Source organism: Planctomycetaceae bacterium (assembly GCA_039680605.1).
Taxonomy (GTDB): domain Bacteria; phylum Planctomycetota; class Phycisphaerae; order SM23-33; family SM23-33; genus JAJFUU01.
On sequence record JBDKTA010000041.1, the window covers coordinates 34,104 to 47,264 of the forward strand.

Here is a 13,161-nt window from a genome sequence, read left to right on the forward strand (position 1 = left end):
AGTTTTATCGGAATTTTCGAGAAATGGGGCATATTGTTTGTTAAAAGATATATTGTTCACATAGGTGAACTTTGACTGGAGCATACTTTGGCCACGCGAGGAATGCTTGGGTTATTCGGGCGCAGCCGCAAGAGGGCGCCCGCGCCTGCGGCTGCAACCGCTCTGGGCAAGATCCTGATCGTCGGTAGCCCTAACGTGGGCAAGAGCGCCCTGTTCAACCGCCTCACGGGTCAGTACGTGACGGTCTCGAATTATCCCGGAACGACGGTGGAGATCTGCCGCGGTCGTTCGAGCATTCTTCAGCGGCACTTCGAGGTCATCGACACGCCGGGCATCTATTCGCTCTGCCCGATCACCGACGAGGAGCGCGTCGCCTGCCGGCTGGTGCTGACGGAGCAGGCCCATGCCGTCGTCCACGTCGTTGACGCCAAGAACATCCGCCGCATGCTCGGCCTGACGCTGCAGTTGATCGAGGCCAACCTGCCGGTCGTGCTGGTGCTGAACATGGCCGACGAGGCGCGGCAGTTGCGGATCGCCATCGACGCCGACCGCCTCTCGCACATCCTGGGCATCCCGGTTGTTGAGACTATCGCCATCAGCGGCGACGGCATGGGTGAGCTGGCGCAGGCCATCGAGTCGCTGGCCCAGACCCGCCGCGACGCCCCCTCGGCCGTGCCGGTCGATTACGGCCCGGCGCTGGAACGGGCCGTCGGCACGGTGGCCCCGACGCTGGGCGACGACCACGGCGTGTCGCGCCGCACGCGGGCGCTGCTGTTGTTGCAGGAAGACCCCGCCGAGGCGTCACGCGTTCTGGGGCGACGCCTGCCCGAGCATACCGACGCCGTCCTGCACGCCCTGCACAGCGCCAGGGCCTTGTTGAAGCATTCGCCGCACTACTATGCCACGCTGGCCCTTCGCGGCCGCACCGACAGCATCCTCGACGAGGCGGTCTGTTTTCCGCCCAAGGGTCACCGTCCGCTGCGCGAGACGATCAGCCGCCTGTGCATGCATCCGCTGACGGGCTTGCCGCTGCTGGCGGCGGTGCTGTATTTCGGTCTGTACGTGTTTGTGGGCAAGTTCGGCGCCGGCACGATGGTGGACTTCATTCAGAGCACGATCTTCGACCAGTACATCACGCCCCACGTTGAGAATGCCATCAACGCGATGCTTCCCTGGCAGGTCTGGCGCGACTTGTTCGTGGGCGACTACGGCATCGTCACGCTGGGCATCCGCTACGCGGTGGCCATCGTGCTGCCGATCGTCGCGACGTTCTTCATCGCCTTCTCGATCCTCGAAGACAGCGGCTATCTGCCGCGCCTGGCGATGCTGATCGACCGCGTGTTCAAGAAGATCGGCCTCAACGGCCGGGCCGTCATCCCGATCGTCCTGGGCTTCGGATGCGACACGATGGCCACCATGGTCACGCGCACGCTCGAGACCCGGCGCGAGAAGCTCATCGCCTCGCTGCTGCTGGCGTTGGCGATTCCGTGCTCGGCCCAACTGGGCGTGATCCTCATGCTCCTGAAAGACACGCCGGCGGGCCTGGCCATGTGGGCGGCGTTCATCGCCGGAACGTTCCTGCTGGCCGGGCTGCTCGGGGCGCGCCTGCTGCCCGGGCCTCGCCCGAGCTTCTACATGGAACTGCCCCCCCTGCGCCTTCCGCGCGTCGGCAACGTGCTGGTCAAAACCTACTCGCGCATGGTCTGGTACTTCAAGGAAGTGCTGCCCCTGTTCGTGCTGGCCAGCGTGCTGATCTGGCTGGGGCAGCTCACCGGGATCTTCGAGGTGGCTGTCGATATCCTCAAGCCCCTCGTCCGCGCCATCGGGCTGCCTGACGGGTCGGCCACCGCGTTCCTGTTCGGATTCTTCCGCCGCGATTACGGCGCCGCCGGGTTGACCGACGTCAACATCGTCGGCACGCTCACGAACAACCAGCGCGTCGTCGCCGCCATCACCATGACGCTCTTCCTGCCCTGCATCGCCCAATTGCTGATCCTCAAGAAGGAGCAGGGCTTCAAGATGATGCTCGCCACCGCGGCGGCGGTCTGCGTGATCGCCTTGGCCGCTGGATGGTCGGCCAACGCTTTGTTGAATATCTTCCAGGTGACACTGTGATCTGCTCGTTCTGCGGCAAGGAGTTTGACGAGGCCGCCGCCCGCAAGTCCTGCGGCGGCTGCAGCCTGATGGGCGGCTGCCGGAAGCTCAAGTGCCCGCACTGCGATTACGAGATGCCCGAGGAACCGCGCCTGGTAAAATGGCTGCGGAAACTATGGAAGAAGCGGTAGCTTTGTGGCATGGCCGTCTCGGCCATGCGCTGGCGGGCGTCTCGCCCGCCAGCGGCAAAAGCATGGGCCACACCGGTGCCACGCACAACTTTCGTTGTGCGTGTCCCTGACCTCAGGGTCGGGGAGCATGGGCGAGACGCCCATGCCACACAGCAAGAGCATGGGCGAGACGCCCATGCCACACGAGAAACGCCATGACCACGCCGTCCGTTGAAGAATTGATGGAAAGCCTCTACGAGTGGCAGTTCGAGAAGGATGAATATCCTTCGCAGGCCCTCATCGCCCCCGCGCTGGCCGATGCGACCGCCGCGGGATACGTCGTCTGCGCCGACGGGCAGTGCCGCCTGACCGAAACCGGCGAGGCCGCCGGACGCGACGTCGTCCGCCGCCACCGCTTGGCCGAGTGCCTGCTGCGCAACGTGCTGGCCAGCCCCGACGTCGACGCCGACGCCTGCCGGTTCGAGCACCTGCTGCTCAACGGTCTCGACGACCGCATCTGTGCCCTGCTCGGCCATCCGCGAACCTGCCCGCACGGAAAGCCCATTCCCCAGGGCGCCTGCTGCCGGGCGGCCGCCGAGGAAACCTTCGCCGAAGTCCGCGCCCTCTGCGACGGACGCCCCGGCGAGAGCGGAACCGTCGCCTACCTCACCACGCGAGACGACCGCCAGGTGCAGAAACTCATGGCCATGGGCGTCCTGCCCGGCGCCGACGTGCACCTCATCCGTCGCTTCCCCTCCTACGTCTTCCAGGTCGGATACAGCCAGTTCACCGTCGACCACGAACTGGCCCAGATCATCTACGTGCATTGGACGCCCCCCGCGCCCCAGCGCCGCAGACGCCGGCGCTGGTGGGGGTGGTGAAGAGCATTTCCAATTTGCGATTGGCAATTTCCAATTGAACAACAAAACGCTCCCGCGTTCGTTAGCGGCGGGGCTTGAAATGCTTGCGGGTCAGCGAACCGCAAATATCGGCACATCCACCCCATGCCGCACGGCGGAGATGGTCGATCCATGCATCACGTCGCCCAGGCCCTTGTGGCCGTGCGTGCCCATGATCAGCAGATCGACGCCTTCGCGCCGCGCGAGCATGATGAGCTGCTTGGGCACGTCGCCGTAGCCCAGCACTGAGCGTACGACCACGCCCGAGGCGGTGAGTTCCTGGCCCAGCTTTGCCGCCAGCGTGGCCAGATAGGTTTCATCCTGGCGGCTCTCCATATCGCCGGTCTGTGGCCCGTACCACTGCCCGCCGACGCCCTCGACGACGTGCATGAGGACCAACTCGGACTGCTGGGCCTTGGCCAGCCCCACCGCCTGGGCGATCACCGCGGCGTCGTGTGCCTTGGCCTCCAGCGCCACGCCGATGCGGCGGAAGCGCCGATCGAGCACCGACGCCGCGTCGAGCACCTCCTGCGCCGACACGGGCTTGGCGGCCCGGGGCTCTGGCGTCTCGGGGCGGAAGATCATCCACGCCAGCAATCCCGCCAGCGACAGTGCTACCGCGCCTCCGACCGCGACGAAGATCCCTCCGGCCAAACCTGCCGACAGGATCTGCCCGTAGAGCTGCTGTCCGATCAGTTGCACGTTGAGAACGAGGATGATGGTCGTGACCAGCCAAGCCGCGCTCTTGAGCCACAGACCGCTGGCGAAGGGGCCCATCTTGCGGCGGCTGGACGTGAAGCGCACCAGCGGCACGACGGCGAAGGGCAACTGCAGGCTCAGTACCACCTGGCTGAAGATCAGCAGCGAGTAGATGCCGCGCTCGCCCGAGATCATCACGACAATGACGGCAGGTACGATCGCCAGGGCGCGGGTGACCAGTCGCCGCAGCCAGGGGCGGATGCGGATGCTCAGGAAGCCCTCCATCGTGATCTGCCCGGCCAGAGTTCCGGTCATGGTCGAGCTCTGCCCTGCCGCCAGCAGCGCCAGGGCGAATGCCACCGGCGCCACGCGGCTGCCCAGCAGCTTCTCCAGCAGTCTGTGTGCCTGGTCCAGTTCCTCGACGCTCTGGCCGCGCGTGTGAAAGACGGCCGCCGCGACGATCAGGATCGCCGCGTTGATCAGGAAAGCCCCGTTCATGGCGAACAGCGAGTCGATGAGGTTGTACCGGCAGGCCTGAACGACACTGGCGACGCTGTGACGCACATCACGGCTCTGCACCAGTGCAGAATGCAGGTACAGGTTGTGCGGCATGACGGTGGCGCCGAGGATTCCGATGGCGATATAAAGCCCCGGACCCGATAAGGACTGCCGTGTCGGGAGCAAACCGCCAACCACGCCGCCGGTCCCAAGCCACTGCGGATGGCTGAGGAAGACCTCGACGATGAAGCAGATGCCGATGATCGAGATCAGGGCGACGATGAGGGCTTCCATCTTGCGGATGCCGCCGCGCTGGATCGCCAGCAGCACCAGCACGTCCAGCCCCGTAACCAGCACCGCCAGTTGTATCGGAATGGACCCGCCCGACAGCAGCGTGATGCCCACCGCCGACCCCAGCAGTTCGGCCAGGTCGCAGGCGATGATGGCGATCTCGCACAGGAAGAACAGCAGGTAACGCACTGCCGGGCGGTACTCGTCGCGGCAGGCCTGCGCCAGGTCCCGACCCGTCACCAGGCCCAGGCGCGCCGAGAGCGTCTGGAGCAGCACCGCCATCGCGTTGCTCATCAGCAACACCCACAGCAGCGTGTAACCCAAATTCGACCCGCCCGCCAGATCGGTCGCCCAGTTGCCCGGGTCCATGTACCCCACCGCCACCATGTACGCCGGTCCGGCAAAGGCCAGCAGCCGCCGCAGCCAGCCCTTCTGCGGGATGACCACCGTTCGGTTGGTGTCCTGCATCGATGCCTGTGGGATTCTCGGCTGGTCGTTCAAGGCGATTGTTCTCTTATATCGATGCGAAACACTAGCCAGGGATAATCGACGTTTCCAATTTTCACGGGCGCATTTGCGATCACGGCGTCAGAACATCTTCCCCCGCGGCCGGCGGAGCGTATAATGTCGCCCGTCTTCTATGAAAGGAAAGACCATGTTCGATGACTTGACGCGCATCCGCCGCGGGCACCGCTCGCTCCGCTGTTCAAGCTGGGACCGCGAAGGACGCAACAGCGACTGGTTCGTCGCCAAACCCGGCGAGACGGTCGTGATGGCCGACATCGCCGGACCGGGCAAGATCACCCACATCTGGACCGCCCAGCACGCGCGCCTGCGCGAGGTGCTCATCAAGATCACCTGGGACGACGCGGCCGCCCCGAGCGTCATCGCTCCCATCGGCGACTTCTTCTGCATGGGCCACGGCCTCGTGAACGACTTCGACTCGGCGTTCTTCTCCTCCTCGACGAACATGCCGTACCAGTTCAACGGCAGCACGGCGTTCAACTGCTACATCCCCATGCCCTTTGCCAAGCGGGCGAAGATCGAGCTGGTCAACGAGAGCCAGCAGGACCACTGGTTCTGGTTCTACGTCGACTACGAGACCGTGCCCGAGATGCCCGAGGACACAGGCTACTTCCACGCCGAGTTCCGCCGGGCGTATCCCTTCGGCGGATGGGGGCCGGAGGTCGGCGTCAACACCGCCGAGGCCAACATCGTCAACGTCGAGCGCGAGGCCTGGGACAACAACTACGTCATCCTCGAGACCAAGGGCTGCGGGCAGTACATCGGCTGCAACCTCAGCGTCACCAACTTCAGCGGCACGTGGTGGGGCGAGGGCGACGACATGATCTGGGTCGACGGCTACAAGTGGCCGCCGGACCTGCACGGCACCGGCAGCGAAGACTACCTCTCGCACGCCTGGGGCATGCAGGACACGCGGTACTGGCGCTGCGGCTCGACGATCTGGGAGCACGACCGGCGCACCGGCACCAACACCGACTGGCGGGCCCAGGGCGGCTACCAGACCAGCTACGTGTTCCACGTGGAAAACCCGATCCGCTTCGAGAAGGAGATCAAGGCCACCATCGAGGTCGGCCACGGCAACCACCTCGCCAGCGACGTCTGCTCGGTGGCGTACTGGTACGCCGCCAAGCCCACCCGCGCCAAGACTCCGCCGCCGGTAGCCAAGCGCATGCCCGTCAAGCGAGACACGGCCGGCAACTGGATCATCGACAAGAAAGCCCAATGCCCCGGCAAGGGTGTCAAACTCAACGCCGAGATGAAGGCGATGAAGAAGAAGTGGGCAGACCGGTTCAAGAAGAAGTAAGGGAGTATGCCACACAGAGCCGCAGAGAAAAACGAGAAAAGCAACTGGACTTAGGAAGCTTTTGCTGCCCCCGTTTTCTCTGCGTCTCTGTGTCGCAAGATCTTCGCCTGCCGAAAGCGGTACGGCCCATACCACAATTCCACTTCCTTGCACTTTGTTGTACTTTTCACAGCGATCTGCAGGGAAGCCCATCCATCCGCCCGCTCTTCAAGGCACTAAAGTTAGTGATCTCAGTCATAAATGATTATTTGGTAATGACTTATGTCTTAATTCAACACGGGCTCAGGTATAACATTCTGCGAATAAATCAGTTACATCGCAAAGCCTTATCGCTCAGCACTTCAGACCGTAATAGTTGCATTCCTGCGGCGGCAGGGGGAGTGGGTGGATCGTGAGGGGGCCGGCGTAGTCGGCGGCTGTCAGCACCGCCTCGGCGCCTTTTGGCAGATCAAGCGTGATGACGCCGTCGGCGGCTGGGGCGATGGGCGTGGGGCCGGCGGGGGTTTGCAGCGTGGGCTTGACGAGGTCGGTTTTCACGCGGCAGGGTTCGCCGGCGAGGCTCTTGATGCGGACGAACCGCGTCTGCCCGCCGCTGCGTACGGCGCTGACGAGGAACGCGCCTTCGGCCAGCAGGTCGTGGAAGGCGGCGTCGGCCCACTGCGGCGGCACGGCCGGGAAGATGCGGATCACATCGTGGCTTTGCAGCAGCATGTCCTGCACGCAGCGGGCGGCGGAGGGGGGCGTCTCCATGACCGGACCCCACTCGACGTACATGGTGTTGGGGTTGTCGAATCGCGCGAGGAACTCGCGCAGGCACCGCAGGGCCGCGGCGCCGTCGCCCAGTGCGGCGAACATCGACGATCCTCCGGTGTAGCTGTAGCCTGCCAGGGCCTCTGACAGCGAGAGCCAGTGGTTGATCGACCGCAGTGCCAGCTCGCGGGCGGCCCGGCCGTTAAAGTCCCACGTGCGGAACGGCACCAGCTCCATCAGGTGCGCGTAGTGGCGGTGGGAGACGGCCAGTGCCACATCCGAGCCGATGCGCAGGCCGGTCTCATCGCACGGCGGGGGCGCCAGTCGCGCGAGGATGTCGCGCCAGCGAGGGATGTCTGCGTCGTCGATGCCCAGGCGATCGCACATCCACAGCAGCGCGCGGCAGCCCCATCGGATCATCGCCAGGGCCTCGTTGGCGTCGTCGGCGCCGCCGTATTCGGAGCTGTAGATTTCCTTCACGTGCAGGCGGCCGTCGTCGCCTTCGATCAGGAAGTGAAAGATGAAGCTGTACGCCCGGCGCGTCAGCTCGAACAGGCCGCCGCGCAAGACGCGGTCGTCCATCTCGCGGCGGTAATGCTCCCACCACGTGTGGCAGATCCAGGGCAATTGGTTGAGCCGGGCGCCGCGGCGGCTGGGCCCGCCGTCGACGTTGACGCCCTCCCAGTACACGTCGCGGTTGATCATCTCGCTGGTCGTCGTCGGGTTGCCGAAGTACGCCGAGTCGTGCCGCATCTCCGGCGGGGCGTTGTCGATCAGGTGGCCGTTGGCCAGCTCCTGCCTGAGCAGATCGAACAGCGGTTCGCTCAGCGACGATTGGTTGGCCACCGGGATCGGATAGTGCAGCAACTGGACGTTGAGGTTCCACCACGTCGCCGGCCACGGGGTGTCGCATGTGAGCCAGGGCCCGCACGTGTCGACGATCACGCCGCCCCTGCGGGTGGCCGAGGCCAGCTTGTAGAGCTGGATCCAATAATGGCTCTCGATGCGGCCGTCGGGCACGCTCAGGAAACTGCGCGGGTAGAACTCGTGCCACCAGGTTCGGTGCGTGCGCTGCAGGGCGTCGGGCCCGGCGGCGGCTGCGCGGTCGACCGCCGCGCATGCCTCGGCCGCTGCACCGCCGGCGAACAGGGCGTAGCCAACGGCGACATAGAGGATACGCTTCGCCGGTCCCAGCGACACTTCGCGCCAGGCGGTGGCATAGTCGCCGCCGACGAGCAGGGGCTGAATCCAGACGTGCGTCTCGCCGCGGGTTTCCAGCCGGCCGTCGGGGTTGGGCACGTAGCCCGGCTCGGGCGCCTTGTGCATGCGAGGGCAGATCGCCCGCGACGGCCGCCACTGCAGGGTTGCGTCGCGCTGGCCCGGGTCGGCGTCGAGCTCGATCGCCACGATCTGGGCGGCATCGCCGCTTTGCACCCACGAGCGCCAGCGGATCTCGCCACGGTCGCTGCCGATGACGCCGCAGGCATGGGCGTTCCAGAGGTCCAGCCGCATCGTGCCGCCGGCGCTCTGGCCGACGGGACACAGCTCGAATCGCCCGATCGGCAGGCGGTAGTGATCGAAGATCGACCACTCGCTGGCCTGATAGTCACGGTCGCGGTTGTCGTAGACGTCGCTGCGGCCGATCGTCCAGCCCAGCACGTCGGCGGGCGGGTCGGCTTCGCCACAGCCGCGGTAGATCATGGCCCCCAGACGCCCGTTGCCGACAAAGGCCCCTTGCGTCCAGAGGTCCGGCAGGCGCTGCCAGACCAGATCGTGGCGCCCCAGAAACGCCGCCCAGTCCACCGAACATGAGCATGAGAGATTGGCAAACCGCTCGGCGCATTCCCCCCCGACGCCTTTTGAGGAATCGTATTCTGTTGGCATGCCACTGCACCTCTTGACGATAGGCGGTCTGCAGGTCCTTTGCGCTGTCCCGTTCACAGGCGGTCACAGTCTGGAGACATTAACAGACTTTCTCCGTCAGCAATAGCAATTCACCCTTGCGGCTTCGGCGGCCGCGAAGCGACAATGGTCGCGTGACGCGAAATGAGATCATCTTCTTGCTCTGCGTGGTGGCCGCGGTGGCGGGTGGCATTGCTTTGGTGCCCACGCGGCCGCCGGCGCCGGCGGCGGGGTTGTCGCTGGAGCAGTGGGATGCGGCCACCGACGATCGCTCCAAGTGCGTCACGCTCTCGTGGCTGGGGCCGCCGATCATGCCTGGGGCGAAGAAGGGCACTTGGATCGAGCGGCGGCTGGAGAAGGCGTTCAACGTCGATCTGCGCGGGATCTTTCTGGACGGGGCGGCGTTCGGGCAGAACCGCCCGCTGATGTTCATGTCCGGCGACGTTCCGGACGTGGTCTGGGACGGCGACCCGCTGCCGTTCCGCCGCAACGTCGACCAGGGCTTCGTGATGGAACTGCCCTACGAAGTGCTCCTCAAGCACGCCCCGCAGTACGTCAAGATGATCAACACGTACTGCCCCAAGGCGTGGCTGTACACGTACTATCGCGGTCGCAACTACGGCGTGCCGACGCTGGCGGCGTCGGACATCTACCCCCCGGCCATGGCGTGGCGCAAGGACTGGCTGGACAACGTCGCCATCGCGAAGGTGCCCGACACGCTCGATGAGATGCACGAGGCGTTCTACCGCTTCCGCCACAACGACCCCGACCGCAACGGCAAGAAAGACACCTACGCGTTCTGCCCCGGCGCGCACTGGTCGATCGCCTTCATCGACGTCTTCGCCGCGTTCAACGTCCTGCCGCAGGATTTCGTCGAGCGGGACGGCCGCGTCGTCTGGGGCGGCGTCACGCCCGAGGCCAGGCAGGCCCTGGCGGTGCTGCGGCAGTGGTACGCCGAGGAACTGATCGATCCGGACTACATCGCGGCCAATTCGTTCACGGACTTGAGCATAGACCGGTTCAAGAACGGCCGCACGGGATACATCACCTACGTAGATGACCGCCAGTGCGACAGCGCGTATCCGCACTCGCTCTTTGCCGATCTGCTGGAGCTCAACGCGATCCGCCGAAAGAACGGCCAGGAGAACACGGTTGCCCAACTGGTGCCGGCCGCGCCGCCGCGCGGGATCGACGGCAAGCGTCGCTACCGGTTCTGGGGCGGGCCGGCGCACTCGATCTGGTTCGGCCAGCACATGGCCAAGACGCCCGAGAAGGTGCTGCGGACGCTTCACATGTTCGAGGAATTGTGCAAGCCCGCCAATGGGCGGTTGTTTGTCGAGTCGCGCATCGGGGAGGAAGGGACGCACTGGAAGTGGGACGCCCGCCAGGGCGTGGTGCCGCTGTATCCCTACAGCGAGACCGGCCAGGACGCGCGGAACCTGCTGGCGTTCTGGGGGCTGGAGAACGCTTACGGGTTCTACTCGTTCTCGTCGGCCCCGCTGGAAGTGACGAATCCGTACCTGCCGGCGAGCATCAAGGAGTTCCGCGCGAAGTACCGCCGCACGGAGTACGGGCTGATGAACGCCATCGGCAAGAGCGACGTGGTGGACTCTGCCGGTCGGAACCTCGACGACCTGCGGCAACTGCAGACGGAAGTGTATACCGACATCATTCGCGGCAAGAGGCCACTGGACGACTTCGACACGTTCGTCGAGCAGTGGAAGCAGCGGGGGGGCGACCTGCTCACGCGCGAGGCCAACGAACTCTACGCCATCATGGGCGACATCTATCGCCAGGTCGGTGCGACCGCTGCGACGCAGCCTGCAACGCGGGAGGCGCGGCCATGAGTGACAGCGCCACCAAGGGCGGCGGCGAAGTCGTGGCTGTCGGGCTGAAGCCCTCCCGCCACGGCACCCTTGCTGCCCGGCGCAGCGGCTGGGCGCCGTATCGCCGCCACGCGGGGCTGATCCGGATGATCGCCTTGCCGCTGGCGGTCCTCGTGCTGTTCAACTACGTGCCGATGGTCGGGCTGATCATCGCCTTCAAGAACTTCGCGATGAAGGACGGCATGCTGGCCAGCCAGTGGGTGGGTCTGGAGAACTTCTACCGCCTCTTCAGCGGTCCGGAGTTTCTCCGCGCCTTGCGGAACACGGTGATCATCAGCGTGCTGCGGCTGGGCTTCGGGTTCTTCGTGCCGGTGATTCTGGCGCTGATGCTCAACGAACTGCGTCTGACGCTGCTGAAGAAGTCGGTTCAGACGCTGACGTATGTCCCGTACTTTTTCTCGTGGGTGATCCTGGGCGGCATCTTCATCATGATGCTGACCGGCGGGGGGCCGATCGACTCGGCCGTGCGCAGCGCGGGGGCCGGGCGCGTCGAGTTCCTCTCGGACCCGGTATGGTTCGTCGTGGTGCTGGTGGCCACGGGCATCTGGCAGGGCGCCGGGCATGCTGCCGTGATCTACCTGGCGGCGCTGGCAACGATCGATCCGAACCTGTACGAGGCCGCGGCGGTCGACGGGGCGTCGCGCTGGCGGCAGACGCTGCACGTGACGCTGCCGTGCCTGGTGCCGACGATGATCGTGCTGTTCATCCTCTCGCTGGGCGGGATTCTCAACGCCGGGTTCGACCAGGTCTTCAACATGTACAATCCCAGCGTGTACGTCTCGGCGGACATCATCGACACGTACGTGCTGCGGCGGCTGATTGCGATGGACTTCTCGCTGGCGACCGCGGCGGGCATGTTTAAGTCGGTGGTGGGCATGGCGCTGATCGTCGCGGCCAACTGGGGCGCCCGGCGAATGTCGCGCGGAGAACAGGGAATATGGTGAAACCAGTGGTGAGTTGTGAGTGGTGTGTGGTGAGAAACAGCGGAAAGACTCCGCGGCCGGGATCTCACAACTCACAACACACAACTCACAACTTCTTCTGGCGGTGGAGTTGAAATGGTCGGCCGCACAACAGGCGAAAAGATTTTCAACGTGTTCAACATCATCGTCATGATCATCGTGGCGTTGATTGCGATCTATCCGTTTATCTACACGTTGTCGATCTCGCTGAGCAGCAATGTCGAGGCCGCCCGCGAAGGCTGGCACCTGTGGCCGCGCGAGGTGTCGCTGGCGGCGTACAAGGTGGTCCTGGGCAATACCCAGATACGCACGGGTTTTGTCAACTCGCTGGTGCGTACTGCCCTGGGGACGGTGTTGACGCTGTTCATGACGTGCCTGGCGGCGTATCCGCTGGCTCGCAAGAATCTGCCCCACCGCGGGATGGTGATGTTCCTGGTGCTCTTTACGATGATCTTCAGCGGCGGGATGGTGCCGATGTACCTGCTCATCAAGGGCCTGGGCCTGATGAACTCGATCTGGGCGCTGGTGGTGCCGACCATGCTCTCGGCGTTCAACATCATCATTATGAAGAACTTCTTCCAGGCGATCCCCGAGAGCTACGGCGAGGCTGCCCGCGTCGAGGGCGCCTCCGAGTGGACCATCCTCTGGCGGATCTACGTCCCGCTGGCCAAACCCGTGTTGGCCACCGTGGCGCTGTGGACGGCCGTGGCGCATTGGAACCAGTGGCTCGACGCCATGATCTATATCAACGACGACTCGCGCCAGATGCTCCAGGCGTTCCTGCAGCGCATCGTCATCCAGGGCAGCACGGCCATGCTCGACATGGGCCTGACCAAGATGGTCGACTACTCGACCGCGACGATCAAGGCCGCCACCGTCGTCATCACCGTCATGCCGATCCTGATCGTCTATCCTTTCGTGCAGCGCTACTTCGTCAAAGGCATCATGCTCGGCGGGATCAAAGAATAGTGGTGAGTTGTGAGTGGTGAGTGGTGAGAGCGCCGGGTGCCATGGCGGTCGTTTCTCAGCCGCCATGCTCGCTGAACGGTCGGGGACATGGCGGCTTGAAAACGGCCGCCATGGCACCCAGTCTGGCACGTTTCTTCTCACCACTCACCACTCACCACTCACAACTTTCGCAGGGTCTTGCGTGCCGCCGCAGGCGCGGTAGACTGCCGGACT

The 13,161-nt window shown here is 64.8% G+C and carries 9 protein-coding genes; 7 read left to right on the forward strand and 2 right to left on the reverse strand.

The features are described 5' to 3' along the window. Positions 1-87 precede the first annotated feature (87 nt). The 3 genes from feoB to ABFD92_11855 all read left to right on the forward strand — a co-directional run bounded on the left by feoB (position 88) and on the right by ABFD92_11855 (position 3,145). A complete protein-coding gene (gene feoB, locus ABFD92_11845) occupies positions 88-2,115 on the forward strand; it encodes a ferrous iron transport protein B (protein MEN6505227.1) in 2,028 nt (675 codons plus the stop codon). Then, entirely contained in the window at positions 2,112-2,285 is a 174-nt protein-coding gene (locus tag ABFD92_11850; protein MEN6505228.1) for a hypothetical protein, read from the forward strand. Before feoB ends, ABFD92_11850 begins: the two co-directional genes overlap by 4 nt. A 194-nt stretch (positions 2,286-2,479) precedes the next feature. After that, a complete protein-coding gene (locus ABFD92_11855; GenBank protein ID MEN6505229.1) occupies positions 2,480-3,145 on the forward strand; it encodes a metal-dependent transcriptional regulator in 666 nt (221 codons plus the stop codon). Between the two features lie 90 nt (positions 3,146-3,235). Here the strand turns inward: ABFD92_11855 and ABFD92_11860 are convergent, their stop codons facing one another. Further along, positions 3,236-5,152 carry an Nramp family divalent metal transporter gene (locus ABFD92_11860; protein ID MEN6505230.1) on the reverse strand — a complete coding sequence of 639 codons (1,917 nt, stop codon included), beginning with the start codon at positions 5,150-5,152 and terminating at the stop codon, positions 3,236-3,238. A 154-nt stretch (positions 5,153-5,306) separates the two neighbouring features. Here ABFD92_11860 and ABFD92_11865 point away from each other — a divergent pair, with 154 nt between their 5' ends. Further along, the gene (locus ABFD92_11865; GenBank protein MEN6505231.1) at positions 5,307-6,479 is read left to right on the forward strand and encodes a glycoside hydrolase family 172 protein; all 1,173 of its coding nucleotides are present in this window, start codon (positions 5,307-5,309) and stop codon (positions 6,477-6,479) included. A gap of 333 nt (positions 6,480-6,812) precedes the next feature. Here the strand turns inward: ABFD92_11865 and ABFD92_11870 are convergent, their stop codons facing one another. Beyond that, complete coding sequence (locus ABFD92_11870) at positions 6,813-9,113, reverse strand: glycoside hydrolase family 95-like protein (protein MEN6505232.1); 2,301 nt, start codon at positions 9,111-9,113, stop codon at positions 6,813-6,815. A 152-nt stretch (positions 9,114-9,265) separates the two neighbouring features. On the opposite strand from ABFD92_11870, the gene ABFD92_11875 reads away from it, so the two are divergent. The 3 genes from ABFD92_11875 to ABFD92_11885 all read left to right on the forward strand — a co-directional run bounded on the left by ABFD92_11875 (position 9,266) and on the right by ABFD92_11885 (position 12,948). Further along, the gene (locus ABFD92_11875) at positions 9,266-10,978 is read left to right on the forward strand and encodes an extracellular solute-binding protein (GenBank protein MEN6505233.1); all 1,713 of its coding nucleotides are present in this window, start codon (positions 9,266-9,268) and stop codon (positions 10,976-10,978) included. Next, positions 10,975-11,961, forward strand: a complete 987-nt coding sequence (locus ABFD92_11880) for an ABC transporter permease subunit (GenBank protein MEN6505234.1) — start codon at positions 10,975-10,977, stop codon at positions 11,959-11,961. The genes ABFD92_11875 and ABFD92_11880 overlap by 4 nt, the downstream gene beginning before the upstream one ends. A 114-nt stretch (positions 11,962-12,075) precedes the next feature. Next, positions 12,076-12,948 (forward strand): carbohydrate ABC transporter permease, encoded by an 873-nt coding sequence (locus ABFD92_11885; protein MEN6505235.1) that lies wholly within the window; start codon positions 12,076-12,078, stop codon positions 12,946-12,948. Positions 12,949-13,161 lie beyond the last annotated feature (213 nt).